This is a genomic window from Paucibacter sp. JuS9 (assembly GCF_044043925.2).
GTDB lineage: Bacteria > Pseudomonadota > Gammaproteobacteria > Burkholderiales > Burkholderiaceae_C > JAUASW01.
The window spans coordinates 4,533,287-4,558,984 of the sequence record NZ_CP194172.1; the positions used below are offsets into that span (position 1 = coordinate 4,533,287).

At 65.8% G+C, this 25,698-nt stretch carries 22 protein-coding genes; 6 read left to right on the forward strand and 16 right to left on the reverse strand.

The window, feature by feature from the left end; translation table 11 throughout:
* The 6 genes from ABT392_RS20165 to ABT392_RS20190 all read right to left on the reverse strand — a co-directional run bounded on the left by ABT392_RS20165 (nucleotide 1) and on the right by ABT392_RS20190 (nucleotide 9,524).
* Nucleotides 1-1,053, reverse strand: a complete 1,053-nt coding sequence (locus ABT392_RS20165) for a hypothetical protein (protein ID WP_395384766.1) — start codon at nucleotides 1,051-1,053, stop codon at nucleotides 1-3.
* Between the two features lie 220 nt (nucleotides 1,054-1,273).
* Nucleotides 1,274-2,497 (reverse strand): hypothetical protein, encoded by a 1,224-nt coding sequence (locus tag ABT392_RS20170; RefSeq protein ID WP_334277833.1) that lies wholly within the window; start codon nucleotides 2,495-2,497, stop codon nucleotides 1,274-1,276.
* Between the two features lie 151 nt (nucleotides 2,498-2,648).
* A complete protein-coding gene (locus ABT392_RS20175; protein ID WP_282829225.1) occupies nucleotides 2,649-3,107 on the reverse strand; it encodes a hypothetical protein in 459 nt (152 codons plus the stop codon).
* Complete coding sequence (locus tag ABT392_RS20180) at nucleotides 3,104-5,788, reverse strand: hypothetical protein (RefSeq protein WP_464970854.1); 2,685 nt, start codon at nucleotides 5,786-5,788, stop codon at nucleotides 3,104-3,106. Before ABT392_RS20180 ends, ABT392_RS20175 begins: the two co-directional genes overlap by 4 nt.
* A gap of 74 nt (nucleotides 5,789-5,862) precedes the next feature.
* Entirely contained in the window at nucleotides 5,863-6,765 is a 903-nt protein-coding gene (locus ABT392_RS20185) for a caspase family protein (protein WP_334277830.1), read from the reverse strand.
* Between the two features lie 2 nt (nucleotides 6,766-6,767).
* Nucleotides 6,768-9,524 carry a CHAT domain-containing protein gene (locus ABT392_RS20190; protein ID WP_395384763.1) on the reverse strand — a complete coding sequence of 919 codons (2,757 nt, stop codon included), beginning with the start codon at nucleotides 9,522-9,524 and terminating at the stop codon, nucleotides 6,768-6,770.
* Between the two features lie 238 nt (nucleotides 9,525-9,762).
* On the opposite strand from ABT392_RS20190, the gene ABT392_RS20195 reads away from it, so the two are divergent.
* From ABT392_RS20195 to ABT392_RS20205, 3 genes are all read left to right on the forward strand, one after another.
* Entirely contained in the window at nucleotides 9,763-10,293 is a 531-nt protein-coding gene (locus ABT392_RS20195; RefSeq protein WP_464970855.1) for an RNA polymerase sigma factor, read from the forward strand.
* The gene (locus tag ABT392_RS20200; RefSeq protein WP_395384761.1) at nucleotides 10,283-10,834 is read left to right on the forward strand and encodes a hypothetical protein; all 552 of its coding nucleotides are present in this window, start codon (nucleotides 10,283-10,285) and stop codon (nucleotides 10,832-10,834) included. Before ABT392_RS20195 ends, ABT392_RS20200 begins: the two co-directional genes overlap by 11 nt.
* 78 nt (nucleotides 10,835-10,912) lie before the next feature.
* Nucleotides 10,913-11,611 carry a YebC/PmpR family DNA-binding transcriptional regulator gene (locus tag ABT392_RS20205; RefSeq protein WP_395384760.1) on the forward strand — a complete coding sequence of 233 codons (699 nt, stop codon included), beginning with the start codon at nucleotides 10,913-10,915 and terminating at the stop codon, nucleotides 11,609-11,611.
* A gap of 18 nt (nucleotides 11,612-11,629) precedes the next feature.
* Here ABT392_RS20205 and ABT392_RS20210 read toward each other — a convergent pair whose 3' ends face one another.
* The 7 genes from ABT392_RS20210 to ABT392_RS20240 all read right to left on the reverse strand — a co-directional run bounded on the left by ABT392_RS20210 (nucleotide 11,630) and on the right by ABT392_RS20240 (nucleotide 18,721).
* Nucleotides 11,630-12,964, reverse strand: coding sequence for a hypothetical protein (locus tag ABT392_RS20210; protein WP_395384759.1), 1,335 nt, complete (start codon nucleotides 12,962-12,964; stop codon nucleotides 11,630-11,632).
* Nucleotides 12,965-13,046: 82 nt separating this feature from the next.
* Nucleotides 13,047-14,048 (reverse strand): catalase family protein, encoded by a 1,002-nt coding sequence (locus ABT392_RS20215; protein ID WP_395384758.1) that lies wholly within the window; start codon nucleotides 14,046-14,048, stop codon nucleotides 13,047-13,049.
* Nucleotides 14,049-14,051: 3 nt separating this feature from the next.
* Nucleotides 14,052-15,053 carry a branched-chain amino acid ABC transporter permease gene (locus ABT392_RS20220; protein WP_395384757.1) on the reverse strand — a complete coding sequence of 334 codons (1,002 nt, stop codon included), beginning with the start codon at nucleotides 15,051-15,053 and terminating at the stop codon, nucleotides 14,052-14,054.
* A 3-nt stretch (nucleotides 15,054-15,056) separates the two neighbouring features.
* Complete coding sequence (locus ABT392_RS20225; protein ID WP_334277819.1) at nucleotides 15,057-15,944, reverse strand: branched-chain amino acid ABC transporter permease; 888 nt, start codon at nucleotides 15,942-15,944, stop codon at nucleotides 15,057-15,059.
* Between the two features lie 24 nt (nucleotides 15,945-15,968).
* A complete protein-coding gene (locus ABT392_RS20230) occupies nucleotides 15,969-17,180 on the reverse strand; it encodes an ABC transporter substrate-binding protein (RefSeq protein WP_334277818.1) in 1,212 nt (403 codons plus the stop codon).
* Nucleotides 17,181-17,234: 54 nt separating this feature from the next.
* Nucleotides 17,235-17,948 (reverse strand): ABC transporter ATP-binding protein, encoded by a 714-nt coding sequence (locus tag ABT392_RS20235; RefSeq protein ID WP_334277817.1) that lies wholly within the window; start codon nucleotides 17,946-17,948, stop codon nucleotides 17,235-17,237.
* Between the two features lie 2 nt (nucleotides 17,949-17,950).
* Nucleotides 17,951-18,721 (reverse strand): ABC transporter ATP-binding protein, encoded by a 771-nt coding sequence (locus tag ABT392_RS20240; protein WP_334277816.1) that lies wholly within the window; start codon nucleotides 18,719-18,721, stop codon nucleotides 17,951-17,953.
* Nucleotides 18,722-18,974: 253 nt separating this feature from the next.
* Here ABT392_RS20240 and ABT392_RS20245 point away from each other — a divergent pair, with 253 nt between their 5' ends.
* The 3 genes from ABT392_RS20245 to ABT392_RS20255 all read left to right on the forward strand — a co-directional run bounded on the left by ABT392_RS20245 (nucleotide 18,975) and on the right by ABT392_RS20255 (nucleotide 22,260).
* The gene (locus tag ABT392_RS20245) at nucleotides 18,975-20,735 is read left to right on the forward strand and encodes a DUF885 domain-containing protein (RefSeq protein WP_395384756.1); all 1,761 of its coding nucleotides are present in this window, start codon (nucleotides 18,975-18,977) and stop codon (nucleotides 20,733-20,735) included.
* Between the two features lie 52 nt (nucleotides 20,736-20,787).
* On the forward strand, nucleotides 20,788-21,717 hold the full coding sequence (locus tag ABT392_RS20250) for an MBL fold metallo-hydrolase (RefSeq protein WP_395384755.1): 930 nt from the start codon (nucleotides 20,788-20,790) through the stop codon (nucleotides 21,715-21,717).
* Nucleotides 21,718-21,855: 138 nt separating this feature from the next.
* The gene (locus tag ABT392_RS20255; RefSeq protein ID WP_395384754.1) at nucleotides 21,856-22,260 is read left to right on the forward strand and encodes a hypothetical protein; all 405 of its coding nucleotides are present in this window, start codon (nucleotides 21,856-21,858) and stop codon (nucleotides 22,258-22,260) included.
* A gap of 34 nt (nucleotides 22,261-22,294) precedes the next feature.
* Here the strand turns inward: ABT392_RS20255 and ABT392_RS20260 are convergent, their stop codons facing one another.
* The 3 genes from ABT392_RS20260 to ABT392_RS20270 all read right to left on the reverse strand — a co-directional run bounded on the left by ABT392_RS20260 (nucleotide 22,295) and on the right by ABT392_RS20270 (nucleotide 25,588).
* Complete coding sequence (locus tag ABT392_RS20260) at nucleotides 22,295-23,923, reverse strand: peptide chain release factor 3 (RefSeq protein WP_334277811.1); 1,629 nt, start codon at nucleotides 23,921-23,923, stop codon at nucleotides 22,295-22,297.
* Between the two features lie 103 nt (nucleotides 23,924-24,026).
* The gene (locus ABT392_RS20265) at nucleotides 24,027-24,449 is read right to left on the reverse strand and encodes a hypothetical protein (protein WP_334277810.1); all 423 of its coding nucleotides are present in this window, start codon (nucleotides 24,447-24,449) and stop codon (nucleotides 24,027-24,029) included.
* Nucleotides 24,450-24,460: 11 nt separating this feature from the next.
* Nucleotides 24,461-25,588: a hypothetical protein gene (locus ABT392_RS20270; protein WP_395384753.1), complete on the reverse strand. Its 1,128-nt coding sequence runs from the start codon at nucleotides 25,586-25,588 to the stop codon at nucleotides 24,461-24,463.
* Between the last annotated feature and the right edge of the window lie 110 nt (nucleotides 25,589-25,698).

Below are 25,698 nucleotides of genomic sequence, written 5' to 3' on the forward strand. Positions count from 1 at the left end.
TCAATTCGGCAGAGGCCGCCCCTTGCTGTCGAACAAGCCGGCGAAGCTTCTTCCGGACTTGTCCGTGACCTTGCCGCAGCGTGGGACGAAGCCGATCTCAAAGGTCGCATGGTCCCTGCCGCTGATCTGCTCGGTGCTGATGAAGGCGGTGCCCAGCGGCTCAGCCTCCCGTGAGCTGTTGGAGTAGATCTGACGCAGGCAGAGCTCATAGCCGCTGGCATCGAACTCGAGCGAATCGGACTTGAAATAGTGGACGGGAGACTGTCGCCATTGCTCACGATGCTCGTAAAAGGCGGCCATGAAGTTCCCTGCGGGTGTCTGGAGGCGATAGATGTAGTCGCTGGTGAGCGGCCTGGTCGATGTCTTGTCCGGCCGGACCGAGTTCAACAGCACGGCAGCCGAGGTGTTCTCCATCTGGAAGTCGAAGCGGCCGGCCACCGAGAGGGTTGGCGTCGTTGCATGGTGGGGCCAATCCTGGCGTCGTTGCGGGGAGACCAGGGTGCCATTCACTGCCTTGAGATCGAAAGTGGCGCGGATGAATTCGTTGAAGCCGCTCTTGAAATGCACCACACCCAGGCTGGCCGCCTGTGCTGTTCCAGACAGACTGAAGGGGTCATGCCGGTACTGGGAGGTCCCGGTCACGTCGACATGGTGGCCGGACACCCTGAGATCGACAGCCCCGTTCTCGTCATAGGCCAGCGTGCGCGCGGTCCACTTGTAGGACTGTCCGGCGATGTCAGCCTCATCCATCTCCAGGCGCACGCGCCCATTGACCTTCACCATCCTGACCGTACCTGCGCGCGCCTTGGCGACGACGCCATTGCAGGCGATCGTGTTGTCGGCGGGCTGCCCTTCGCGAAAGTTGACAAGACAGGCCAGGCCTCGTCTTTCGAAGGGCTTGCCATTCGTTCGGCTGATGACACGCTGAGCCGACTCCACCGTGCTGTTGATCTGTTGCCCCAGATCCTCCTTGGGCTTGCGTACATGGAACACGTGCTGCGGTCCATCCGGCAAGCCGTTGGCGAACTCGCCGATGAGCAGCATGTCGCCCATCGACGCGATGCCATGGCCCTGCAGCTGACCGGCCTGGTTGCAGGAGCCGCTGTGCCGGAACCAGCCCTGCGTTTGCTCCTGGCATTGCACGTTGCTGCCGATCTGGTAGCTCTGAGCCCAGGCCGACGAGGCGGGCAAAGCAGTCACAAGCAGCGTGATTCCCGCGGTGAGAGTCGTCCTCAAAGTGATTTCCTTTCCATGGGATGTCCGTTGGCGGCGCTTACAGCGGTTTCAAGGACTTCACTTGAAACTGCATGTCGAACCGTCCATCGGCCTTGAAGACGCGTGTGCCGCCCATCAGCAGCCCACTGGCGGCACCCGAGCCGCCGGAGATCGACTTCCACTCGATGTCGCGGCTGCCGCTGACCCGGTACTGGCCGTTGCGGCTGAAGACGAGCGAGACGGGGTACTCGAAGCTGCGACTCGTGGGTTCGTCCTTGATTTCGCATTTGTCGCCCCACAGGAAGCCGCAATTTCGCTCGCCGCTTTGAACGCCGTGGGCCACCAGGATGAGCACGCCATCGACCGCGTAGTCGAAGCGCGGCGCATAGATGTCGGTGCGGAGCTGACCGCTGAAGCTGAGCAGGGCGCGAAGCTTGGTCTCGACGACGCGGGCGATGACCACATTGCTGTCGTTGGCGTCGACGCGCCCAGTGCCGGCCAGAGTCGCCTTGAAGTCGAACAGCTTGTCCTGCAGAGACTGCATCACAAGCAGTTCCACCTGGGCCCGCTCTGCGTCTGTGGTGGCTGCATCATGCGCAACGCTCAGCAGCTCGCGGCGCTTGTTGATGGCATGGACTTTCAGCAGCGAGTCGACGCGACGCCCCTCGAGCGCCAGCCGTTGTGCCAAGGCAAGCGCCTTTGGCGATGACTCGACGCCATGGATGGACAACGCACGCTCGACCGTGTTCTCCTGCCCGGTCCGCCGCAGCAGTGCCTCCAGCACGCGCGGATCCTTGGTGGCGCTGTAGGTCTTCAATAGCGATGCGTCATCGTCAGACTCCAACGCCGCGCGGATGGCCCCTTCCTGTAGCAACTGCCCAACGTCGATCTTGGCGAGCAGCAGGCCTGCATCGGTGAGACAGCGCTCGCCCCATCCGCACACGGGCTGCGCCAAACCGAAGCGCGCGCGCTCCTTCAGCAATGACGGATCCAGCGGCTTGCCGTACTTGAAGAACAGGGTGCCTCGCCTGTCGGCCCAGTAGCGAACGCCCTGGTCGTTGGTCTTGATCGATGCAGACACGGCTGCGGGACCAGGGACGGCAATGTCGTCGATTACCAAGGCCAGGTCGGTGAAGCCGCAGCGTCCCGAGTAGGGCCTGTCGATCTCGATCTCCACAAAGCCGTTGCGCTGGTACACGGCGTGGCGCAGCGTGCGGCAATCGCCTTCACCAACGATCACACGGTCGGAATTGAGCAAGCCCGCCACAGGTGCTGGGGGCACGCTTGCGGCAGTCTGAACCGGCGCGGTTGTGGTGGTACGTGTTGGTGGTTGTGTCGGCGGCGGCGGGGCGCCTGCGCAAGCCGTCAGCAGACCCGCGATCCACACCATCACACTTCGAATCTGTATCCCACGTGTCATTGCGTCGACCTCATCATCGTGAACTCCGGCACTCCCATTGCGCCGACTCCGCCAGGCTCTTGGTGACCGGGCCGGTACTGGACTGCCACCGGCCCGAGTTCAGCAGGTGGACTGAGAACTCCTCCCTGGCCTTGCGTCCAAAGTTGCAGCGCACGCGCACTTCCTTCTGGTACCAGTGCGCCAGGCCACCGCCCTTCTTCTCGCCGAGCACAGTCCAGTCTGCGCTGCTGCGGTCTTCATAGGCCTTGTCGGCTGCGGCCGCCGCCGCCATCTCACGGCGGCGCTGTTCGAGTTCGGCATGCCGCTTGGCCACCGCCTGGGCTGACTCATTGGCTGTCTTGTTCACGCTGGCGTCGACCGTGCTCGTCGTCTTCGCCGGCTTGTTCTGGGCGTCCAGCAACTTGTCGATGTCCTGCGCGCGTGCCAGCACGGACAGGCTGCCCAGCACCGCGATCGCGAGCAGCACTCTCATGGCAGCAGCTTCACCGACTCGATCGAGGCTACGCCGGCAAAGCCGCTGATGGCCTCGCCGGATTCGGTGCCGAACAGCGCCGAGGTGCGGGCGCCGTCGAGGCTCAGTTCGAAGCTCCCCTTGGCGCGGTAGTCATTGGTGGTGTCGAGAACGACCTGGACCTCCCGCACGTAGGGCACGGTCCCAACACGGTCGGAGCAGGCTGCGCCCAAGCAGGTGCGATGCGTCTTGTCGACTTTCAGGCCTACCTTCAGCGTGACGGCGTAGCGCCCCTGCTTGAGCGGCAGCAGGGCCGTCTCCGGTGCCAGCGACCAGCTGAACTTGACCGGGATGGAGCTGGACACCGACCTGAAGAAGCCCAGCAGCCTCTCGGCGTCTTCCGTGCCAGCAGACTTGCCGCTGCCCTCGACACGGGAGGACAGGGTGAGCACCTTGTCGAAGCCGGCGAGCTGCATGAGTGTGTACTCGAGCCGTGCGCGCTCGGCGGGCGATGCCGCCAGTGCCTGAGCGCGTTTGAGGTCGTCCTTGTTGCCCTTGGCCTGGTAGGCACTCAAAGCGGCCTCAAAGGTCTTGGTGGCATCGCTGCCGGCCGCGCTGCCGGCCGCCGCGCTCGCGCTCAGCCAGGCCTGGCGTTCACTCGACAGGTCTTTGCCGGACAGCTTGGGAATGCAGTCGGCATAGGTGGCGCAGTCAAAGGCCTTGCTGCCCTGCTTGAACCAGCCGATATCGTTGACCCGCTCGCCTGAGCAGCCGGCAGCGCCGCACCCGCTGGCAGATTTCGCAGTGCCATAGCCCTGCAGCTTGCCCTCACGGAACATGCCGGACTCGATGTACACCGTGTAGTTGGTGACGGGCGCAAAGGCACTGAGCAGCGCCCCCATGGTGCCTGAGCCCATGCTGGGCTTGCTGCCACCCCGTCTGCCTGTCCGAAACCCGACGCCATGGGGTTGACCATCCTTGCATTGACCCCGGTAGTCGTCCTTCTGGCAGTAGTCGGGCACGAAGGCCCAGTACTTCTCACAAGGCACAAACGCTTCGGTGTTCGATTTCTCGGTGGGCTTGGAGTCTTTCAGGCAGGCGATGTCTACGGGGATGCCTTTGTGGCGGGTGACGACGATGCCGGTGGTGGCAAAGCCGGCGATGTTGCACTCGCCGTAGAAGTCAGCGCTGCCGTTGGCGCCTGGATGTATGTTCGAGACCTCCGCCTTGGCGCAGCGGCGAACGGCATCCTCCGTCGATTCGGTCACCCTGGCTGGCGGAGCTGCACGCTGGAACGGGACCCCCCCGTTGAGCTTCGCGCATTCCTCGTCACTTGTGCAGCGGGTGGTCAGGTTGTTTCCCGACCAGAGGCCCCTGTTCACACGCCCGTCGGCGTAGACGGACTCACCGTAACCTTTGCGGTTGTTGTCGACCCAGTGACCATCGAAGTAGTCCCCGTCCGGCCAACTGTACAGACCGCGCCCGGTGCGTTCGCCTTCGAGCCAATCGCCCGAGTATTGGTGGCCGTTGGGCCAGACCATGCGGCCACGCCCGCTGCTGATGCTGTAGGGGAGGCCGAGGATGTTTGCTTGTGAAGGATCGGCTTCTACCTCGCCCTCATACACGGGGCCGTTGGAATAGATCAAGAGACGGTTGATGACGGGCCAGCCCCTGCGGCTATAGCGTCCAAGCTTTGCGGACACCACCGGTCCATCGACGGTCACTTCGGCTGCCTTGTAGGTCAGGCCAGCGGTATCGGCGAGGGTGGTAAGGGCCTCCCATTGCAGTGGAGACGACAGCTCGGCGATGGGCTTTGGGGTCTGCAACTGAATTTCACCGGAACCCTTGTCGGCAAAACGCAAACGCAGCGAATTGGCCGACCAGTATGCGGACTGGGCGGACCTTCTTGTGCTGGCAGACAGCCTCTGATCAGCCTCATGCAATGGCGAGTAGCTGATCCGCCCGTCTTCGAGTTTGACGGCCATGAAGTTGGATCCGACCAGCATCAACGCCTCTACGGAACCACCGCTGAGAAGTCGCAGGTCCTGGATCTTGGCGTGCTTGTCGAACTGCACGGCACGCCGCAGCTTGCCGCCAGATTCATACTCGGCCAGCCGGCTTCCCTCCTCTATCGCCATGAGCGTGCCTGCGCTCGTCCGGGCCAACCACTCAAGGGATCGCGTTTCCAGAGTCAAGCGGCTGAGCTCCTTCAGTTTTCCGTCGTTGATGCTGAAGATGACCAGCCGGGTCCGATTGCCAGCATCCTTGAGGTAGGTGTACTGCGCACCGGACACCACCGCGAACTCGTTGCCGCCGAGCTCGTAGAGCAGGCCCCAGGTTTGCGGCGATCCAAAGGGCTGCTCCGAGCTGGACATGAGCTTTTTCTCCAGGTCGTAAACCCGGACCATGCCCTCACCACCGGTCGTCGCGGTGACGAAGTAGCGACCGTTCTCCAGCGCAAGGGTGGACAGCACCAGTTCCTTTTCCTTGGCCGGCAGATTGGCCAGCAGCTTGCCGTTGGCATCGACGAGCTTGATCGCCGGGTTGGGGCAGCTGGAGCAGGTCTTGTTGGTCAGCACGATCCTGCGCCCGTCGGGCAGCAGCGTTTCTGCATCGGCCAGGGCGAGCCCGCTGGTGCAAAGCAGGAGCAGCGATGTGGCGAGGCAGCGCAGCCGGCGCGGCCAGGGGAGGGGAGTCGTCATGGGAGCTTTCAGCGGTCTGGCGAGTGGCACCCTGCTTTGGTGCCAGTCACCGCCTCGATATCAGCCCCGTTCCCTCAGTGCTTACCCGTAATCGCTCCACCGGCGAATATGGGCACCGGCTTCGTTCGCCCTTCGCTGGCATAGCGCCGCTGCAGCGCTTCCATCAGCGAACCAGCATCGCCCAGCCCCTGCTCACGCAACAGCGCCGCCACGTGCCAGCTGAACACGCCATGGCGCCGCGAGGCAGCGAAGCCGGCACCGCGTGGCAGCCATTCCTCGGCCACGCGCTCGTGGCTGCGGCCGGCGAAGACGAGCACGCGGCCGTCGAGGCGGGGGCCGCCCAGGCTGCGTGTGGCGCGTGGTTGGGCTTCCCGGGGCAGGCCCAGGTCAGCTGGCGCCACTGCGCGGCTGAGCGGCTTGACCGCACCACGCGCCATGCCCGCGGCATGGCAGGTGTCGAAGAAAGCCCAGACCGTGGCGCCCTTGTCGACAAGGGCATCGATCCAGTCGCCGATCTCGTCGTCGACGATGGCATTGGGGATGGCCTCGATCTGACCGGCGCCTTGCCATCGGCCCGCGTCCGCGGGCAGCAGCACCTCGTCAAGACCGTCCGGCTCGGGGTGACGTGGATGGCTGGGCTGCGGCTGCTGGCTGCCGTGGCCTGCGTAATGGAAGACCACGCGATCACCGGGGCGCACCTGGTCCAGCACGCCCGCCATGGCGCCCAGGATGTCCGCGCGGGTCGGCGCGTCACTGAGGCTGCGCACCAGGCGCGGGTCAAAGCCGCGGGCATGCAACGCCTCCCGCATCAGGCGCACATCGTTGGCCGGGCCCTCCAGCCACAGGGTCCTGGGCAGTGCGGGGTAGCGGCTCACGCCGACCAGCAGGGCATGGTCGGCCGCGCTGGCGTCCAGGCAAGCCAGCGCCATGCCCAGGCGAACCACCAGGCGAACCACCGGGCGAATCTTCAGGCGCATCATCAGTCGAACCATGTATAGGCCGCCCAGTAGTGCGGATGTTCGAGAGCGCTGCCTCGGTGCGCATCCAGCCAGCGGCGCTGCGCTGCAGCGAGCCACGTGGCGCTGGGGTGCGCCTGCCGGAGGTCGGTATCGGCCAGCCCGGCGTAGAAGGCGGTGACCCAGTCGGCGGCGGCTGTGTCGGCAATCCGCCAATGGGTGGCCATGACCTGCTGAACGCCGGCCAGCCTCAGGGCGCCGGCCAGGCTGCTGGCACCACGCCCGTCATGGTCGGGCAGGCCGGTCTCGCAGGCGGACAGCAGGGCCAGCCTGACGCCACGCCACGGCAGGCGGGCCAGCTCGCTGAGGCTCAGGACCTGGCCATTGCCGAGTTGCAGGTAGGTGGCCGCATCGCCGGCCGGGTCGAGATTGAAATGGCTGGCCAGGTGCACGAAGGCCGGCCGCGCGGCCAGGCCCGCGCGCAAGGCCTCAGCATCGAAGCCGGCGTCCAGCCGCAGCGTGGCGCCCGGCCAGCGCCGCAATGAGTCGATCTCGCGGGAGACGGCCGGCAGCGCGCCGCCGCGACCGAGGGCTGCGGCATGACCGAGCCCGAGGGGCGCTCCGTGGTTGAGCTCGCCGGGACTGACGACGCCCGGGCTGCGCTGGCTCAGCGACAGGCGCTCCGCGAGGAAGTTGCGGCCGTCGTGCAGCGCAGCGAACGGCAGGTAGCGCAGCACGCCATCGCTGCGCAACTGCAGCTCCCGAACATCGGCCGGCAGATGCCGGAGCAGCGGCGCCAGCAGCTGGCGATGCAGGGCTTGGGCCTGGCGGAGCACGTCTTCAAGTGTGCTGTCCGGCCGCTCCAGGGATCGGCGGAACTCCTGGATCTGCCGCGCCAGTTGGGCTCGCGACAGGGGCAGCTGAATGCGACGTGTCGCGCCCGATGCTGAACGCAGCAGCACATCGGTCCGCTGCTCGCTGACGATGTAGCTGAGCTGTGCCTGACCCGCCCTCAGCCGATCTTGCGGCTCGTCGACCGGTGGCGCCCGACCGCGGCCTTCGGCTCGCAGCTGGTCGGTGGCTGCAGCGATGCGCTGTGTTGCCTGGGTGAGCGCCTCGTCCGCTGCCGCCAAGCGGACGCTGCCCGCAGGTTGTTGAGCCGTCAGGCGGTCAATCTCGGGTTCGAGCGCCAGGGCCTGCTTCAGGAGCGCTGCTCCAGCCTGATCGACGGCCTGGTCCCAGCGGCGTTCGGCCGGGTTGAGTGAGGGTGGTCCTCGCATGACCGACTGTCTGCGACCTGGTTCGTACAGGGCCTCCTCCTGCAGGAAAGCCAGGGTCTGGTCGGCTTCCGTGAGTCGCCCCTGGTCGAGCAGCAAGGCGATGAGCCGGCGCAGGTGCGGCTCGTACCGACTCATGCTGGCGCGGATCAGCTCGCTGGAGGACATGTCCGCACGGGCGCGGTGCAGCGCGCGGCACATGCGCTTGTACATGGCGATCGCCACGTGCGGCGCGGTGTCTGTACGGGCGGCCGCGGCTTCCACCAGGGCCAGGGCCTCGACGGCATGATCTCGCCCCATGCTGCCCAGTGCGACGGCTTGCAAACGCGCGGTTTCAGCCCGTGCCGGCTCGCGCCGAGCCTGCAGCAGGTGCGCCAGCCCTCGGTCTGATTGCAGGGGCGCGGTCCAGTGGTCCAGGAATCGTTGCAATGCCTGGCGGCCCCAAGCGATCATGTCCTGGTCGTCCTGCTGCTCGGCAGCCACGAAAAACTCTTCCAGTGCCTGGGACTGCAGGAAGAAATCGCTGGCGTCCAGTTCCATCAGAACTTCGCGCAAGGCCTGCAAGGCCTGCGGACGACCCAGGCGGAGCATCGCAACGGCCCTGGAAACGCGAGCCGTGATGTTTTCCGTGCGGACCTGGTCCGCCAGCAAGCCGGCGTCGAGGGCCCAGGCCTCGGCCCGGTCGGCGTGCCGCATCACGGCCTCATACCGGCCCAGCGAGAGCTGCTGGCTGGCCAGGTTGTACTCGGCTCGGGCGCCACGCATCCAGTGGCGCGGCTGGCGGATGGCCCAGTAGTCGGCAACGCGCTGCTGCGACTCCGCAGCTTCCTGCACGCGCCCCGTGTGATCGAGCACCAAGGCCCTTTCGCTTTCGATCCAGGCCAGCAGGTCGGTTCCAGGCCAGGCCTTGGCTGCCCGATGGTAGGCGGGCTCGATCAGCGCGAGGGCTCGTTCGGGCCGGTCGGCCCGGCGGTAGGCCACCGACAGCACACGTGCCATGGCCAGCACGGGGGCCGCCGAGTGGTCCAGCTGCTGGAGCAACTGCTCGCTCAGGGCCTCCATGTCAGGAAGCAAGGGCTGGTGGCCGTAGAACGACTCGATCAGATGGGCCAGGGCAAGCTCGGCAGGGCGATCGCCGGCCTGGATTCGCGCCATCGCGGGCGCAAGCACCCGCTGGCCCAGCCAAGCCGCGGCCTCGTCGGCCGTCGTGACGGCCCGCAGATGCAGCCACAGGGTGGCCACCAGCCGCATGCGAAGTTCAGCCGGCAGTGGGTTGACGCCCTCTGCGCTGAGCAGACCATTGCCCAGACGGCGCAGCTGGGCGGCCGCATCAGGCTGGGTCTTCAGCTGCATCGCGCGGCAGCCATGCAATGCCAGCAGCAACCACGCGGCCCGTTCGTCGTCCGCGCGCCGAGCAGCCAGGGTCTCCACAGGCGCCAGCGCCTGCACGCATGCGTTGGCGTCGCCTGGCCTTGCCCGCATGCGGGTGGCGGCCTCGCTCATGGCCTGCAGATCGGTACTTGCATTGGCAGACGGGCCTGCAGCAGCGGCTACAGTTGCACCGGCCGTGAGCAGTAGCACGGTGTGCACATGGCGCCAGCCCAAGATGCGCTTTTGAACTGCCCGCCTCGTCAACCCAAGCCTCCTCATTCCTTGATGGGGCCTTGACTGCCCTCTGAAACGCTGCGCGATGATACCGACCGATACCGATGCTGCTGCTGCGCTAAACCCTGGGAGACCGATGGACGGCGGGGTGGCCCGCGAGCTGCCCACGGCCGCCGATCTCGCGGCCTTGTATCCGAAGTGGTACCCGCGTCTTGCGCGCTATTTTTCCGCCTGCGGTTGCCACGAAGCCTTGTGCCACGAGCTGGCGCAGGAGAGCTTCGTCCAGGCCTTGCGCGGGCTCGACGGTTTTCGGGGGGGCGCGCAACTGTCCACCTGGCTGTGGGCCATCGGGCATCGAGTGCTGCTGGCCGAGAAGCGGCGCCATCGACCGCTGGACCGCGTGGCGGACGTCGATGCGGTGGAGGACCTGATCTTTGCCGAGAGCCCGCATCTGAGCCTTGTCGGGGACTGCGTCCGACGAGGCTTTGCGCGTTTCGCTGCAGCCCATCCCGAGCGGGCCCAGGCGGTCTTCCTGGCCTACGTCGCGGGCTGGGCGCACGCGGAGCTCGCCGAGTTGCTGGGCCGCAGCGAGCGGGCCACCACGGTCTATCTGTCTGAGTGTCGTGTGAAGTTGCAACCGTTTCTGGAGGACTGCAATGGCTGTTGAATCCTCCGATCAGCAAGGCCAGGACTGGCTGCACGGTGTCGCGGGTGCCCCAGCGGGCGGCCAGGAGACTGAGGCTTTCGCTGAGGGGCGGCGCCTGCGCGCCGGCCTGGATCGCCTGCCTGAGTTCGACGCACCTGCCGAGGGGTGGGCAGACGTCGAGCAGCGCGCCCGCGCCCGACCCGCCCGCGCTGCCAACGATGCGCGGTGGCGCTGGGGTGCTGCGGCCGCCAGCCTCGCGCTGGCGGTGGGCCTGGCCCTCCATTGGCAGCCGGCGCCAGACCCGCAGTGGCGGGGCGCAGACGGAGGCGAAGCACAGTGGCGCAGCACGACACCGCAGGCCGATGCACAACGGCTGGCCGCGCAGCTGCGCGGCTGGGGCGCGCAGGTGGACATGCAGGCGGCGACCGAAGCGGGCGGATGGTCGCTGGACATCCAGTGCGCCTCACCCTGCGATGGACGGGTTGTGGCCCGCCTTGCCGAGCTGGAAACCGCCTTGCCGCCAAAGGGGGGCCTGAGGCTGCTCGTGTTGCCGCGGCACTGACGGGGCCAGGTGAGGAGTGATCTGGTGGGGCGCAAGGTGTATAACCCGCCGCCATAAAGAAGCAATGGAGTACCTCTCATGGGCGCACAGTGGAAAGCCAAGCACAAGGACATCGCGGCAAACGCCAAGGGCCGGGTGTTCACCAAGTTGTCGAAGGAAATCATGCAGGCGGCGCGCAATGGCGCCGACCCCGACATGAATGCGCGGCTGCGCATGGTGGTGGAACAGGCCAAGAAGGCCTCGATGCCGCGCGATACGCTGGAGCGCGCCATCAAGAAGGGCGCGGGCCTCTTGGGCGAGGCGGTGAACTTCGAGCGGGTGACCTACGAGGGCTTCACCCCGCACCGCGTGCCGGTGATCGTGGAATGCCTGACCGACAACGTCAACCGCACCGTCTCCGAGATGCGCGTGCTGTTCCGCAAGGGCCAGCTGGGCGCCAGCGGATCGGTGTCATGGGACTTCGACCATGTCGGCCTGATCGAAGGGTCGCCGGCTACCGCAGGTGTCGATGCCGAAATGGCCGCCATCGAGGCCGGCGCGCAGGACTTCGAGGTCAATGACGAAGGCGCGCTCTTCATCACCGACCCGGCCGACCTGGACCTGGTCTGCCGCGCCCTGCCGGCGCAGGGCTTCAATGTCGATTCCGCCAAGCTTGGCTTCCGGCCGAAGAACCCGGTGACGCTGGGCGCCGCCGAGCTGGAAGAAGTCGAAGCCTTTCTGGCCGCCATCGACGGGCATGACGATGTGCAGGAGGTCTACGTGGGGTTGGCAGGCTGAGCGGCCCCTGCGGCTGTTTTAGCCGCCGAACTTCCGATTGGCTTCTTCATCAGACATGCGGACCTGCTTGTCTTTGCCGGAGCAGACCTTTTGCAGCCATTCGGCGCCCCAGGTTCCTGGTCGGGCCTTGATGGCTTCCGCGACGTTTGGCACTAGTTCAGTCTGTCCGCTGGCTGACTTGACGATGTAGTGGGAGGGCTCGACCGTGCCGTTCTTGCAATCGGCGATCCACAATTCCAGGTGCTGGTCACCATCGGCCAGATCGCCCCGTAGCCAGAAATTCCAGGTATCGCTGTCAGGCGCATTGTCATGACGCCAGATGCGGGGATCCATGAACTTCTTCTTGACCCCGTCATTGAACTGGCCAGGCAGTTCCTCCCATTGGTGCTCATGCACCTGGCCGTTGGTGTGCAGCCGCAGCTGAAACTCGTTGAATGCAATGGATTTGGCCACAGGGTCGTCTTTGTGCTTCCTGTACAGGTCAGACGCGTGAAGGATCGCATCAGGATGTGCCAGGAGTACGGCCTGCGCAGCCCCGCTCGCAAACGTCTCAGCAGCAGGGCGTATCGAGGCCTTGAGCTGTGTCTCCTGGCTGCGGAGCGTCCGGTACTGCCGCACCCGCTCGACCGGGCAGGCGTCGGTATCGAACAGGCCCTTGTCGGCCATGTCCGCCGGGAAGTCCATGCGCGTCGGGAAGCCTTCGCGCTCGACCGCCGTGCTCGACTCTTCCTTCAGCACGGCCTTGCTGCAGACCGTCTCGCGCTGGGCCGGCGGCAGGCTCTGGATCATGCCGGGCGACCAGGTCTGCTGCTGCAGTGCGGCCACCTGCTCGCTCAACGCCCGTTCGCCCACGACGAAGATGGGACGCCAGTGGGCGGCCCTGCCGTTGAGACCGAACCAGACGAGGGCAGACCAGACCAGGACCCAGGCGCCAATTGAAAGCCAGGCCATCCAGGGCCGCCCGCGGCCGAACAGGAAGCCGCGCAAGCCCCAGAAGACGAGGCTGAGGACCGCGATCACGCACAGCAGGTCCAGGCCATAGGCCAGTGGCAACCAATAGGCCTGGTCTGCATGGAAGCGCCAGGCGAAGGGGTAGCCGGTCAGGTGAACGAGCAGGCTGAGCACGCCCATCACCGCCATCAGCAACAGGAATCCAGCGCGTTTCAGAAACAGCTTCATGCTCACTTTTCTCCATGTAACGGCTGCCGGCCGTTGCGTGCGGCTTGCCTGTCCACTGAGAGTCGTGCGCTGCCGGTTTCGCACCCCCGAGTTGCGGGGTGAGGTAAACGCGAGGTGATCTATGCGAGGGTCAATGCCCGAGAGGTGCGGCTGACGGGCGGCGAGATCGAGCACACGCCCGAGGCCGCCTCGGATGCGCAGGGCGTCGATGTGCTGATCAAGACAAGGCCTTGAGCGGGCGCCCGCTCCGCGCGACTCAGCCCGCGCCGCGCTCCTGCTGGCTGGCGTAGTAGACGACCTTGCGGGCACGTTGCACTTCGCCGAGAGGCCGGTGCGCTGCCAGCGCCTGCCAGGGGTCGAACACGCCCGCCTCGCATTCGTGCGCCAGGGCCGGGGACGGCTGCTGTCGCGGCAGCTTCAGGCGCGCGACCGTGGTGTACGGCGTTTCCCAGTTCACCGACGCATCCTCGACAGGCGTCAATGCCTCGCTGACGAAGGGCTGCAGTTGCAGCTCCCATTCGAGATCCTGCTTGGCCAGCCGCGCCGCGAAGTCGGCGCCCCAATCGGCATTGGCGCCCGGCGTGGCCGTACCGTTGCTTGCCGACGGTTGCAGCCGCACGCGCACGGCATATGGCCCGCAGGCGATGGGCACAGCGGTGAACAGCGGCTCGGTGGCAAAGCCGCCGAAGGGTCGGCTCACGGTCTTGAGCATCGAGACCAGCCGCGCGGGCCCGCCGAACAAACCGTAGCGCTTGAACAGGTGCTTGAGCAAGGCGCCGTTGCCGTTCGACGCGGCCTGCACGAAGGCGACAAATTCCTCGCTCTTGGGGAAAGCGAACTTTTCCTGGTTGATCAGCAGGAAGTCCTGGCTCCTGGCCGGGCCGTTGCCCAGCGCCGATTCACTTTGCAGGCCTTGCACGCCCAGCACCTTGATGGCCAGGCCGCGGATGTCGGGCTGCTTGTCGCTGGCGTGGTCCATGCCGCCGTTGGAGAGGCGCAGACGCACGTCGAATGTGCCTGGCGATGCGAACAGGCCTTGGCGGGCGAACTCGGGCAGATTGCCCAGCACTTCCAGCGTGCCCTGCGCCACCGTCAGCTGCTTGCGGTGCAGGGCACGGCCTGCGCCGTGCTTCCTTGACTTGCGGGCCTGGATCGCCTTGAAGATCTCGACATAGCCGGCGAAGCGCTGCGCTTCATCGGGGTCGATCTGCTCCTTCCAGTGCGTGCTCGGGCTGGGGCTGGAAGAAGCAGTGCTCATGGTTCAACTCCGCTTGGTGTTCAACTTGTCGAATAGCGCGAGCGCCTCGCCAACGATGCCGCGCCGGAAGGCGAGCACGCAGACGATGAAGATCAGGCCGGTCACGAGGCTGACCGATTCACCCAGGCTGTTGAACCAGTTGATGCCGCTGGCGTCGGCCAAGGCCTTGCCGAAGTCGCCGATCTTGTTCTCCAGCGCGATGATGACGAGGGCGCCAACCATCGGGCCCACCAGGGTGCCCATGCCGCCGACCAGGGTCATCAGGATCACGAGGCCGGAGGTGGTCCAGATCGCGTCGGAGAGCGTCGCAAAGCCAAGGACCAGGGTCTTGGTGGCGCCGGCCAGGCCGGCCAGACCGGCCGAGAGGATGAAAGCCAGCAGCTTGAAGCGGTCGACGTCGTAGCCCAGCGAGGTGGCGCGCGCCTCGTTCTCGCGGATCGAGGTCAGCACTTGGCCGAAGGGCGAGTTGACGGTGCGGTAGATCAGCCAGAACGCGGCGATGAAGACGGCCAGCACCAGGTAGTACAGCGTCAGGTCGTTCATCAGGTCCAGGCCCAGCAGCGAGCCGCGCGGCACCGATTGCAGGCCGTCCTCGCCGCCGGTGAACGAGGCCTGGAGGAAGAAGAAATACAGCATCTGGGCCAGGGCCAGCGTGATCATCGAGAAGTAGATGCCCGAGCGCTTGATGGCCAGCATGCCGAACACGCCGCCCATGGCCGCTGCGGCCAGCGCACCGAAGGCCAGGCCCGCCAGCGGCGGAAAACCCCAGACCTTCAGCGCATGGCCGGCCGCATAGGCCGCCGTGCCCAGGAAGGCCGCATGGCCGAAGCTCAGGAGGCCGGTGAAGCCCACCAGCAGGTTGAAGGCGCAGGCGAACAACGCATAGCAGAGCACCTTCATCACGAAGATCGGATAGGCGCCCAGCTGCGGCAGCAGCGCGATGGCGATGAACAGCAGCGCGTAGCCGAGCAGCGGATTGCGGGACTTGGAGAGGGAGCCGGCCATCGCTTATTTCTCTTTCCCAAACAGGCCGGCCGGACGCACCAGCAGCACGATGGCCATCACCACGAACACGACGACGCTGGAGGCCTCCGGGTAGAAGACCTTGGTCAGGCCTTCGATGATTCCGAGGCCGAGGCCGGTCAGGATGGAGCCCATGATGGAACCCATGCCGCCGATCACGACCACGGCGAACACCACGATGATCAGGTTGCTGCCCATCAGCGAGCTGATCTGCAGGATGGGCGCGGCCAGCACGCCGGCAAAGGCGGCCAGTGCGACGCCGCCGGCATAGGTGAGCGTGACCATCAGCGGCACATTGACGCCGAAAGCCTGCACCAGGCGCGGGTTCTCGGTGCCGGCGCGCAGCTTGGCACCCAGCGAGGTCTTCTCGATCAGCGCCCAGACCGCGAAGCACACCACCAGCGAGGCCACCACCACCCAGGCCCGGTAGTTGGGCAGGATCATGAAGCCGAGGTTGGTGGCGCCCTGCAGTGCATCGGGCACCGTAAAGGGCTGGCCCGAGACGCCGTAGAAGCTGCGGAACACGCCTTCGATCACGAGGGTGATGCCGAAGGTGAGCAGCAGGCCGTAGATGTGATCCAGCTTGTAGAGCCACTGCAGGAGCAGGCGCTCGATCACGATGCCCAGCAGCCCCACTACCAGTGGCGCCAGCGCGAGCATGGCCCAGTAGTTCAGGCCCAGGTACTCGAAGCCCATCCAGGCGAGGAAGGCTCCCATCATGTACAGCGCCCCATGGGCGAAGTTGATGATGTTGAGCATGCCGAAGATGACCGCCAGGCCCAGCGACAGCATCGCGTAGAACGAGCCGTTCACCAGGCCGAGCAGTAGCTGCCCGAGCAGGGCAGGAAGAGGGATACCGAATAGCTCTGTCATGTCTCTGCTCGGGATTGCTTCAACTTACTTCTTGACCATCGGGCACTTGGAGTCGGCCAGCTTCGTATAGGCCTCGGCCGCCGGAATGGTCTGCACCACCTTGTAGTAGTCCCAGGGCTCGCTGGAGTCCTTGGCCGACTTCACCTGCATCAGGTACATGTCGTAGCGGTGGCGACCGTCGGGGCCGATCTCGCCGTTCTTGGCAAAGAAGTCGTTGACCTTGGTGGCCTTCATCTTGGCCAGCACCTTGTCGGCGTCGTCGGTCTTGGTGGCGTCGACGGCCTTCAGATAGTGCATGGTGGCCGAGTAGTCGGCGGCCTGCAGCATCGAGGGCATGCGCTTCATCTTCTCGAAGAAGCGACGGCTCCAGGCGCGCGAATCGGCGCTCTGGTTCCAGTACCAGCCGTCCGTCAGGTACATGCCCTCGGTGGCCTTCAGGCCCAGCGAGTGGATGTCGTTGATGAACATCAGCAGGCCGGCCAGCTTCATGGTCTTGGTGATGCCGAACTCGTTGGCGGCCTTGATCGAGTTGATCGTGTCGCCGCCGGCATTGGCCAGGCCGAGGATCTGCGCGCCCGAGCCTTGGGCCTGCAGCAGGAAGGAGGAGAAATCGCTGGCCGAGAGCGGATGCTTGACGCTGCCGACGATCTTGCCGCCGGCCTTGCTGACGACCGCCGAGGCATCGGACTGCAGCGAGGCGCCGAAGGCATAGTCGGCCGTCAGGAAGTACCAGCTCTTGCCGCCGGCCTTGACCACGGCGTTGCCGGTGCCGTTGGCCAGGGCCACGGTGTCGTAGGCGTAGTGCACGGTGTAGGGCGTGCAGTCTTCATTGGTCAGGCGGGCCGAGGCGGCACCGATCGAGATGAAGGCCTTCTTCTTCTCGGCCGCGACCTTGGCCATGGCCAGGTTGGCGCCGGAGTTGGTGCCGCCGATCAGCAGGTCCAGGCCTTGGGTGTCGAACCATTCGCGGGCCTTGGCCGAGGCCACGTCGGCCTTGTTCAGGTGGTCGGCATAGATCAGCTCGATCTTCTTGCCGGCGGCCATGCCCTTCATGTCGGCAATGGCCATCTTGATCGCCTCGACACCACCGGCGCCGTCGATGTCGGCGTAGAGGCCGGACATGTCGGTGATGATGCCGATCTTGATCACGTCACCCGAGACCTGGGCCTGGGCTCCGAGGCTGGCGCAGGCGAGGGTGCTGGCCAAAGCGATGCGCTTGAAAGTGCGGGTCTTCATCGACGGTCTCCTACTGTGGTTGTCAGGTAAAGCTTCAGTCAATCGATCAGTCAGTCAAACACTCAGCAGCTCGTCCAGCTTGGACTGCTTGGCCGCCAGTTCGGCGGCCGGGAAGGACTCGACCACTTCGCCATGCTCGATGACGACGAAATGGTCGGCCAGCGGCGCAGCGAAGCGGAAGTTCTGCTCCACCATCACGATGGTGAAGCCTTCGGCCTTGAGCGCAATGATCATGCGGGCCAGGGCCTGGACGATCACCGGGGCCAGGCCCTCGGAAATCTCGTCCAGCAAGAGGATGTCGGCACCGATGCGCAGGATGCGCGCCACCGCCAGCATCTGCTGCTCGCCGCCCGAGAGCCGCGTGCCGGGGCTCGTCTTGCGCTCGGCCAGGTTCGGGAACATGGCGTAGATCTGCGCTTCGCTCATCGGCTTGCCGCGCGGGTTCTTCAGAAGCGGCGGCAGGCGCAGGTTTTCTTCGGTGGTCAGCGAAGCAAAGATGCCGCGCTCTTCCGGGCAGTAGCCCAGGCCCAGGTGGGCGATCCTGTGCGTGGGCAGATCGATGGTCTCAACGCCATGCACCTTGATCGAGCCCTTGCGTGATCCGGTCAGGCCCATGATGGCGCGCAGCGTGGTGGTGCGGCCGGCGCCGTTGCGGCCCAGGAGGGTCACGACCTGACCCTTGTTCACGCTCAGGTTGACGCCATGCAGGATGTGGCTTTCGCCGTACCAGGCGTGCAGGTTGGTGATTTCGAGAGCGACTTCAGCCATGCTCAATGTGCTCCCTGCAGTTCGGTCGCTTCGCTGCCCATATAGGCCTCGAGCACTGCCGGATGCCTGGAGACCTCTTCGTACGTGCCTTCCGCCAGCACAGCGCCGCGCGCCAGCACGGTGATGCGGTCGGCGATCTTGGAGACCACACGCATGTTGTGCTCCACCATCAGGACGGTGCGGCCTTCGGCCACACGCTTGATCAGCGCGGTCACGCGCTCCACGTCTTCATGGCCCATGCCTTGCGTCGGCTCGTCCAGCAGCATCAGCTCGGGTTCCATCGCCATGGTGGTGGCGATCTCCAGCGCGCGCTTGCGGCCATAGGGCAGGTCGCCGGCGCGCAGCTGGGCCATGTCTTGCAGGTCCACTTGCTCGAGCAGCTCCATCACGCGGGCGTCGAGCTTGGCCAGGCCGCCCAGGCCCTTCCAGAAATGGAAGCTCGTGCCGGTGAATCGCTGCAGGCCGATGCGCACGTTCTCCAGCACGGTGAGGTGCGGGAACACGGCCGAGATCTGGAAGCTGCGGATCACGCCGCGGCGGGCGATCTCTGCCGGCTTCTCGCCGGTGATGTCCACGCCATTGAAATGAATGCTGCCGCGCGTTGGCGTCAGAAACTTGGTCAGCAGGTTGAAGCAGGTGGTCTTGCCGGCGCCGTTGGGGCCGATCAAGGCATGGATGTGGCCACGCCGCACCTGCAGGTTCACGCCGTCGACGGCGGTGAATCCCTTGAAGTCCTTGCTGAGGCCTTTTGTCTCGAGTATCAGTTCGCTCATGGGCTCTGAAAGCTTCCTCGTGCCTGCGCACTGCAGCCGCCGAATGTAGGACTCTCTCAGCCTGCATGGACCCCGGGCCTTCCCTTTACGTAGATTTGCACAAGGGTTTGCCCAGGGGCGCTTTTGTCAGGCCGGTGTCAGGGCCGAGCCGTTTGAAACTGAGGTGCGCACAAGGGCTGCAGATGCACTTTGGCGAGCGGCCCACAGCCGTCTAGGATCGGCCCCTTCTGTGATGAGCGACGAGAGCCTTCCGATGTCGACGAACCTGCCCTTCAAGCGATTTGCCCTGCTGGCCCTGCTGCCGCTTTGCGCCCAGGCGGCGCCCCACTTCGACACATGGGCCGAGGGCCTGGCCGTGGCGCGCATGCGCGCCGAGCCCACGCTGGCCACCATGCGCCAGTACCTGCCCGATGCCGAGCAGCAGGTGCTGGACGGCCAGCTCACGCCCAATACCCGCGAGCAGCGCGCCGCGCGCATCGCCGCGGCCAGGGCGGCCTTGAAGGAGCTGGGCGGCTTCGACCGCAGCAAGCTGAGCCCGCAGGAGCGCACCTCGGCGGCGGTGGTCGAGTGGTCGCTGCGCAGCACGGTGGACAGCGAGCCCTATGAGGATTTCGATTTCGTCTTCAACCAGTTCCGCGGCCTGCATGTCAGCCTCGTGAACTTCCTGAGCCAGAGCCACCCGATCCGCAATGAGCGCGACATCGCCAACTACCTGGCGCGCCTCGGGCAGGTGGCCGGCCAGATCGACACCGGCATCGCCCGCGCCAGGGAGGGCGAGGCGCGCGGCTTCCTGATGCCGCGCTTCATCACCGAGGCGGCGCTGGGTCAGTTCGAGCGCTTCCTGGCTGCGCCTGCCGCCGGCAATGTGCTGGTCGTGTCGCTGGCGCAGCGCAGCGAGAAGCTGTCCGGCCTGAGCGCCGAAGCCCGCGCCAAGGCCATCATCGAGGCCGAGAAGATCACGGCCGAATCCATCCTGCCGGCATTCCGCCGCGCCCAGGCCTTGCTGCAGGCGCAGCTGCCCAAGACGACGGACGACGCCGGCCTCTGGCGCCTGAAAGGCGGCGACAAGGCCTATGCCTACGAGCTGCGCCGCAACACCACGACCGACTACACACCGGCACAGATCCATGCCATCGGCCTCTCGGAAGTGGCGCGCATTGAAGGCGAGATGGACGGGCTCCTGAAGCAGCTCGGCTACAAGGAAGGCAGCGTCAAAGAGCGCATGGTCAAGCTCGATGCCGACCTGCAGCCCAAGGAGGCCGAGCCTCGCCCGGCGCTCCTGGCCCGCTACGAAAGCCTGCTGCGCGACGCGGAGAAGCGCGCCAAGCTGATCTTCGATATCACGCCCAAGGCGCCGGTCATCGTCAAGCGCGAGCCGCCGTTCACGGAGAAGACCGCAGCCGCGCACTACTCGGCTCCGGCCAAGGACGGCACGCTGCCCGGCATCTTCTGGGCGCCGTTGCCGGGCCCCGTCTTCCGCATGACCAATATGCGTACCCTGACGTACCACGAGGGCGTGCCGGGCCACCATTTCCAGATCGCCCTGCAGCAGGAGGCCGAGAACCTGCCGCGCTACCGGCGCGACGGCGTGTTCGCCGCCGGCTCGGCGTTCGCCGAAGGCTGGGCCCTGTATTCGGAGCAACTGGCTGCCGAGAACGGCTGGTATGAGGGCGATATCGCCGGCCGCCTGGGCCAACTGGATGCCGAACTGTTCCGCGCCAAGCGCCTGGTGGTCGACACCGGCCTGCACGCGATGAAGTGGACCCGCCAGCAGGTGCTGGACTACGGCATTCCGGTGGCCGAGGCCGAGCGCTATGTGGTCATGCCCGGCCAGGCCTGTGCCTACAAGATGGGCATGCTGCACATCCTGGCCGAGCGGGCCAAGGCGCAAAAGGCGCTGGGCGCCAGGTTCGAGATGAAGAAGTTCCACAACCTCGTTCTGCAGACCGGCAATGTGCCGCTGGCGGTGCTCAGCCAGGTCGTGGATGAATGGGTGGCCGGCCAGCAGAAATAGCGCGCAGCCGCTATCCTGCGGCGCTGTTGCTGATCACCCCAAGGAGACTGTCATGAACATTCGTTTCACCACCCTGGGCTTCGCGCTCGCCCTTGCCGCCGCCACCAGCGCCCAGGCCGCCGCTCCCTTCGTCAAGAGCCAGGCGCCGGGCGTCTTCCGCATGATGCTCGGCGACTTCGAGATCACTGCCGTCAGCGACGGCACGCTGGACCTGCCGGTCGACAAGCTCCTGAAGGAAAACCAGCCCGGCCAGGTCGCCAAGGCGCTGCAGCACAACCACCTGCACCTGCCGCTGGAAACCTCGGTCAATGCCTACCTGATCAATACCGGCACCAAGCTGGTGATGGTCGACACCGGTGCGGCCAGCGTGTTCGGCCCGACGGCGGGCCGCCTGCTCAGCAATCTGGCCGCCACCGGCTACAAGCCCGAGCAGGTCGACGAGATCTACATCACCCACCGCCACGGCGACCACATCGGTGGCCTGACCGTGGACGGCAAGCCCGTCTTCCCCAATGCCGTGGTGCGGCTGGACAAGCGCGATGCCGACTATCTGAGCGCCGCGCCCGCTGCAGGCAAGGGCCCGGACGGCGTGCAACTGGCCGCCAAGCCCTATCTTGACAGCGGCCGCGTGAAGCCATTCGACGGGGCTACCGATCTGGTGCCCGGCGTCCGCGCCCAGCCCGCCTATGGCCACACGCCCGGCCACACGATCTATGTGGTCGAGAGCAAAGGCCGCAAGATCGTGTTTGGCGGCGACTCGATGCACGTCGCTTCGGTGCAGTTCCCCGACCCCACGGTGACCATCAGCTTCGACAGCGACTCCAGCAAGGCCATGCCCGAACGCCAGAAGCTCTATGCGGACGCGGCCGCGGGTGGCTACTACCTGGCCTTCACCCACGTCAGTTTCCCGGGCATCGGCCATGTGCGGCCCGATGGCAAGGGCTACACCTGGATTCCGGTGAACTACACGCGGCTGCCCTGATGAGTCGCTGACCGCGGCGCGGCAGCGGACTTACATCCGGTCACTCCCGTCACACGACGGGAGTCGGCCTATGGTTCCGCCCACTCGTTGTCTGCCCACGGCGCAGCCTTTGCTGCGCACGCAAGCAAGGAGTTCTGCATGAGCCTGAATCGCAAACTCGCCCTCCTGATGGTGGCTGCCGCTGGCGCCTTGTCGGCTGGCTTGGCCCAAGCCCGTGACGATGTCCGCTGGGCCGTCAGCGTCGGTGCGCCGGGTCTTGGTGTGCAGGTTGGTTCGGATCGTGCACATGGCTACGGCGTTGCCGTGCCGGTCTACCAGCCGGTCGTCGAGTACCGTCGTGTCTACTACCGCGAGCCGACCCGCTGGGATCGTGATGCCGATGGCATTCCGGACCGCTACGAGCGCAACTACTACCCGCCGCGCCATGGTCACGGCCATTGGGACCGTCGCGACTACCGGGATCACCGGGACTACCGCGACCGTGATGGCGACGGCGTGCCCAACCGCTACGACCGCCGGCCGGACAATCCGTACCGCCGCTGAACCCCGTCCTTGTCAGCGCCCGTGCGTGGGCCGGTCAACCATCCAGCCGCTTCTGGAACACCAGCCCCGCATGCTCGCGCAGCGCGTGGAACTTGATCTTGGGCCAGTTGCTCTCGATGGCGCGCAGCTCGGGCGCGTATTCCACCAGGACGGTGGGCGCATCGACGGCGTCATAGGCCATGCGGTGGTCGTTGGCGTCGATGAAGCGCTTGAGCTCCTGCGGGTCGTCGCAGGTCACCCAGCGGGCCACCTGGAAGCGGCTGGGCATGATGCGGGCCTTGACACCGTACTCATGCTCCAGGCGGTGAGCGACGACTTCGAACTGCAGTTGACCGACAGCGCCGAGCAAGAGCACGGTACCGGCGATGGGGCGGAAGACCTGGATCGCGCCTTCTTCGCCGAGCTGCGTGAGGCCGGCCTTCAGCTGCTTGGTCTTCAAGGGGTCGGCCACTTCAACCGAGCGGAACATTTCCGGCGCGAAGAAGGGCAGGCCGGTGTATTGCAGGGCCTCGCCTTCGGTGATCGTGTCGCCCAGCTGCAGCACGCCGTGGTTGGGGATGCCGATGATGTCGCCGGCAAAGGCCTCGTCCAGCAGCTCGCGGCGCTGTGACAGGAAGCTCACCACGGTGTTGGGGCGCAGCTCCTTGCCCGAGCGCACGACCTTCAAGCGCATGCCGCGCTCGAAATGGCCCGAGGCCACGCGCAGGAAGGCGATGCGGTCGCGATGCGCCGGGTCCATGTTCGCCTGGATCTTGAACACCACGCCGGTGAACTTGGGCTCTTCCGGCTGCACCACGCGCTGCATGGCTGCGCGTTCGCCCGGCGCCGGCGCCAGCTCCACGAGCGCGTCCAGCACTTCCTGCACGCCGAAGTTGTTGACGGCCGAGCCGAAGAACATCGGCGTCTGCTTGCCGGTGAGGAACTCTTGCAGATCGAATTCGGGCGCGGCCTCGCGCACCAGTTCGATCTCGCCCTGGGCGTTGTCGTATTGCATGCCGAAGCGCTGGGCATAGGCCGGGTTGTCCAGGCCTTCCAGCACTTCCTCGGTGCCGGCGGCGCGGTCTTCACCGGGCGCGAACACGCGCATGCGCTGCTGGCGCAGGTCCATCACGCCATGGAACTGCTTGCCCATGCCCACCGGCCAGGTGAAGGGCACGACGGTCATGCCGAGCTCGCGCTCGATCTCGTCCATCAGGGCCAGCGGGTCCTGCACCTCGCGGTCCATCTTGTTGACGAAGGTGAGGATGGGCGTGTTGCGCGCGCGGCAGACCTGCAGGAGGCGCCGGGTCTGCGGCTCCACGCCGTTGGCCGCGTCGATCACCATCAGCGCCGCGTCCACGGCGGTCAGCACGCGGTAGGTGTCTTCGGAGAAGTCCTGGTGGCCGGGCGTGTCGAGCAGGTTGATCACGCAGTCGCGGTACTCCATCTGCATGACCGAGGAGGCCACCGAGATGCCGCGCTGCTTTTCGATTTCCATCCAGTCGGACGTCGCATGGCGCGAGGCCTTGCGGGCCTTCACCGAGCCGGCGATCTGGATCGCGCCCGAGAACAGCAGCAGCTTCTCGGTCAGCGTGGTCTTGCCCGCGTCAGGGTGGGAAATGATGGCGAAGGTGCGGCGGCGGCGCACTTCACCATCGATGCGGGTGGACAGATCGGTGGACATGAGGCTTTGTGGATTCGAAACGGGCTCGGGCAAGGAGCGAACCCGCGATTATCCCCGCAGCCTCAAATCCCGGCTGATCGGGCCGGCTCAGCGCATGGCTTCGCTATTGCCCGCTGATCACCTTCACCGTGCCGTCGACCTTGCTGCTGTCCAGCACGCCGATGCTGTTGGGCGTCGCGGCGATCCATTTCTTCAGCTCGTCGTCGTTCTCGAACTGCTTGGGCGCTTGCGCCTTGCCGGTGAAGATCAGCTGAGTCCAGACCGCCTTGTACTGCTGGTTGCTTTTGCCGACAAAGCCGGAGAGGAAGTCCTCGCGGACCTTGCCATCCTTGGGCAGACCGGGCGTCACGGCGCCGGCGCCAGGCAGGGCGCTGGACTGGCCGAGGAAGATGGCCTTGATGTCGTCTGCCGCCGGCTTGCCCGCGAGGGCCGGGTTGGCCACGACGACCGGGCCGGCTGACGCCGCAACGCTGCCGATCAGCAGGACGAGGGCGGCAAACGCTTGGTGCATGGATTGCTTGCGCATGGCTGTGCTCCTCAGAAGGTGAAGTCCAGCGACATGGCGATGGCCTTGGAATTGCCAACGAAGGGGAAGGCCGACTTGTCCTTGAACACGTCGTACTCGAGCTTCAGCGCCATGTTGTCGCGGAAGTCCCAGCGCAGCGTGGCCGCCAGCGTGTTGTGCTTTTCATTGGCGGTCGGGTCGTCCTTGAAGTCTTCCGTGAAGCGCGAGTAGGTCAGCATCGGCAGCCAGTCGCCGAAGCGCCGGCCGGCGCCGACGAAGTAGACGTTGTAGATGTCCTTGGGTGCGTCGGGCCGCACGAAGCGGTTGAACTCGGTGCGCAGCACCCAGTCCGACTGGTCGACGTTGAAGGTGAAGCCGTAGAAGTTCTGCTTCACGCCGGACTTGTTGACTGCGCCGCCAACCAGGCGATCCACCTTGTTGGTCATCATCACGAAGCGGGCCGAACCCCAGTCGGTGCCCAGCTCCACATAGCCGCCGACGATGCCCTTCCATTTCTCGTCGATCGGCGCGTCGTAGTAGATCTTGTCGAGCATGCGGTTGCCCTTGTCGCTCTCGCTGCCGGCCCAGACATTGGCCGAGACCGACAAGCCGCCGAAGTTCTTGCGGTAGAGCAGATTGGCGCCGTTGTAGGCCACGATCTGCCAGCCGTAGAGGTCACCCGGCGGACGGATCCAGGGGTAGGCATAGCCGACCTGGAAGAAGTCGGAGTAGCCGAACAGCGGCAGGCGCTTGCGGCCGGCCTGCAGGGTGAGCGAGTCGCTCAGTGCAAAGGAGCCATAGGCCCAGTCGACCGCAGGTTTGAGGCCGTTGCCGCCATGGGTGGTGATCTGGCCGGTGAGGCTCAGGCCGCCCTCGAAGCGGTAGACACCCTGCACGCCGAAGCGCGAATCAGGCCCGAAATCGATGCCTTTGCCATACACGCCCACATCGGGATAGTTGGCGATGAAGCAGGGGCACTTGAAGCCGAAGTAGGTCTGGTCGACACCGGAGATGGCTTTGCCGACTGCCAGCGTGCCGAAGCCCGACACCGTGAGCTCACCGGCGCTGGCACCAGCGGCAGCGCCGAGCAGCGCAAGCCCCAGTCCGAAAGAACGCAGTCCCGAAACGAAGACGCTAGAACCTTTGAACGCTAGACGCATGGCAACTCCCAACGTGATTGGTAGAAGGAGAGGAGGAGGCGAAGCAGGCGAGGCGCGATTGATGATGCTCCCGGTGGCCAGCGCCTGCCAATGGCTGCTTGGGCCAAATG

Bases quoted from the DNA above. Each gene is read 5' to 3' on its own strand.
- ABT392_RS20165 (WP_395384766.1), bottom strand. From the start codon at position 1,053: ATGGGCGACATGCTGCTCATCGGCGAGTTCGCCAACGGCTTGCCGGAT.
- ABT392_RS20175 (WP_282829225.1), bottom strand. From the start codon at position 3,107: ATGAGAGTGCTGCTCGCGATCGCGGTGCTGGGCAGCCTGTCCGTGCTG.
- ABT392_RS20180 (WP_464970854.1), bottom strand. From the start codon at position 5,788: ATGACGACTCCCCTCCCCTGGCCGCGCCGGCTGCGCTGCCTCGCCACA.
- ABT392_RS20185 (WP_334277830.1), bottom strand. From the start codon at position 6,765: ATGCGCCTGAAGATTCGCCCGGTGGTTCGCCTGGTGGTTCGCCTGGGC.
- ABT392_RS20190 (WP_395384763.1), bottom strand. From the start codon at position 9,524: ATGAGCGAGGCCGCCACCCGCATGCGGGCAAGGCCAGGCGACGCCAAC.
- ABT392_RS20195 (WP_464970855.1), top strand. From the start codon at position 9,763: ATGGACGGCGGGGTGGCCCGCGAGCTGCCCACGGCCGCCGATCTCGCG.
- ABT392_RS20200 (WP_395384761.1), top strand. From the start codon at position 10,283: ATGGCTGTTGAATCCTCCGATCAGCAAGGCCAGGACTGGCTGCACGGT.
- ABT392_RS20205 (WP_395384760.1), top strand. From the start codon at position 10,913: ATGGGCGCACAGTGGAAAGCCAAGCACAAGGACATCGCGGCAAACGCC.
- ABT392_RS20215 (WP_395384758.1), bottom strand. From the start codon at position 14,048: ATGAGCACTGCTTCTTCCAGCCCCAGCCCGAGCACGCACTGGAAGGAG.
- ABT392_RS20220 (WP_395384757.1), bottom strand. From the start codon at position 15,053: ATGGCCGGCTCCCTCTCCAAGTCCCGCAATCCGCTGCTCGGCTACGCG.
- ABT392_RS20225 (WP_334277819.1), bottom strand. From the start codon at position 15,944: ATGACAGAGCTATTCGGTATCCCTCTTCCTGCCCTGCTCGGGCAGCTA.
- ABT392_RS20230 (WP_334277818.1), bottom strand. From the start codon at position 17,180: ATGAAGACCCGCACTTTCAAGCGCATCGCTTTGGCCAGCACCCTCGCC.
- ABT392_RS20235 (WP_334277817.1), bottom strand. From the start codon at position 17,948: ATGGCTGAAGTCGCTCTCGAAATCACCAACCTGCACGCCTGGTACGGC.
- ABT392_RS20240 (WP_334277816.1), bottom strand. From the start codon at position 18,721: ATGAGCGAACTGATACTCGAGACAAAAGGCCTCAGCAAGGACTTCAAG.
- ABT392_RS20245 (WP_395384756.1), top strand. From the start codon at position 18,975: ATGTCGACGAACCTGCCCTTCAAGCGATTTGCCCTGCTGGCCCTGCTG.
- ABT392_RS20250 (WP_395384755.1), top strand. From the start codon at position 20,788: ATGAACATTCGTTTCACCACCCTGGGCTTCGCGCTCGCCCTTGCCGCC.
- ABT392_RS20255 (WP_395384754.1), top strand. From the start codon at position 21,856: ATGAGCCTGAATCGCAAACTCGCCCTCCTGATGGTGGCTGCCGCTGGC.
- ABT392_RS20260 (WP_334277811.1), bottom strand. From the start codon at position 23,923: ATGTCCACCGATCTGTCCACCCGCATCGATGGTGAAGTGCGCCGCCGC.
- ABT392_RS20265 (WP_334277810.1), bottom strand. From the start codon at position 24,449: ATGCGCAAGCAATCCATGCACCAAGCGTTTGCCGCCCTCGTCCTGCTG.
- ABT392_RS20270 (WP_395384753.1), bottom strand. From the start codon at position 25,588: ATGCGTCTAGCGTTCAAAGGTTCTAGCGTCTTCGTTTCGGGACTGCGT.